This window comes from Nonomuraea sp. WAC 01424 (assembly GCF_003947315.1).
GTDB classification, from domain to species: Bacteria; Actinomycetota; Actinomycetes; order Streptosporangiales; family Streptosporangiaceae; genus Nonomuraea; species Nonomuraea spiralis.
Window position 1 is genome coordinate 1 of the sequence record NZ_QHHZ01000081.1, and the last position, 282, is coordinate 282.

1 rRNA gene is annotated in these 282 nt (G+C 62.8%); it reads right to left on the reverse strand.

Going from position 1 to position 282, the window contains the following annotated elements:
• Positions 1 to 165: 165 nt before the first annotated feature.
• Positions 166 to 282 (reverse strand): 16S ribosomal RNA (locus DMB42_RS52830); the annotation flags it as partial.

Consider the following 282-nt stretch of genomic DNA (forward strand, 5'->3'; position numbering starts at 1 on the left):
TTCCCACTCCCCACCTCCGAAGAGGTCGGGCGGTACTTGCGGCCCGGCGACCCGGTCCAGCTGACTAGCCAGTGCTCCACTAATGAGCTGCCGTGTGCAGAACATTCGCCTGCAGTCACAGCGTGGACCCCCACCTCTTACAAGATGAGAGCCGATGCTCCTTAGAAAGGAGGTGATCCAGCCGCACCTTCCGGTACGGCTACCTTGTTACGACTTCGTCCCAATCGCCAGCCCCACCTTCGACCGCTCCCCCCCTTACGGGTTGGGCCACGGGCTTCGGGT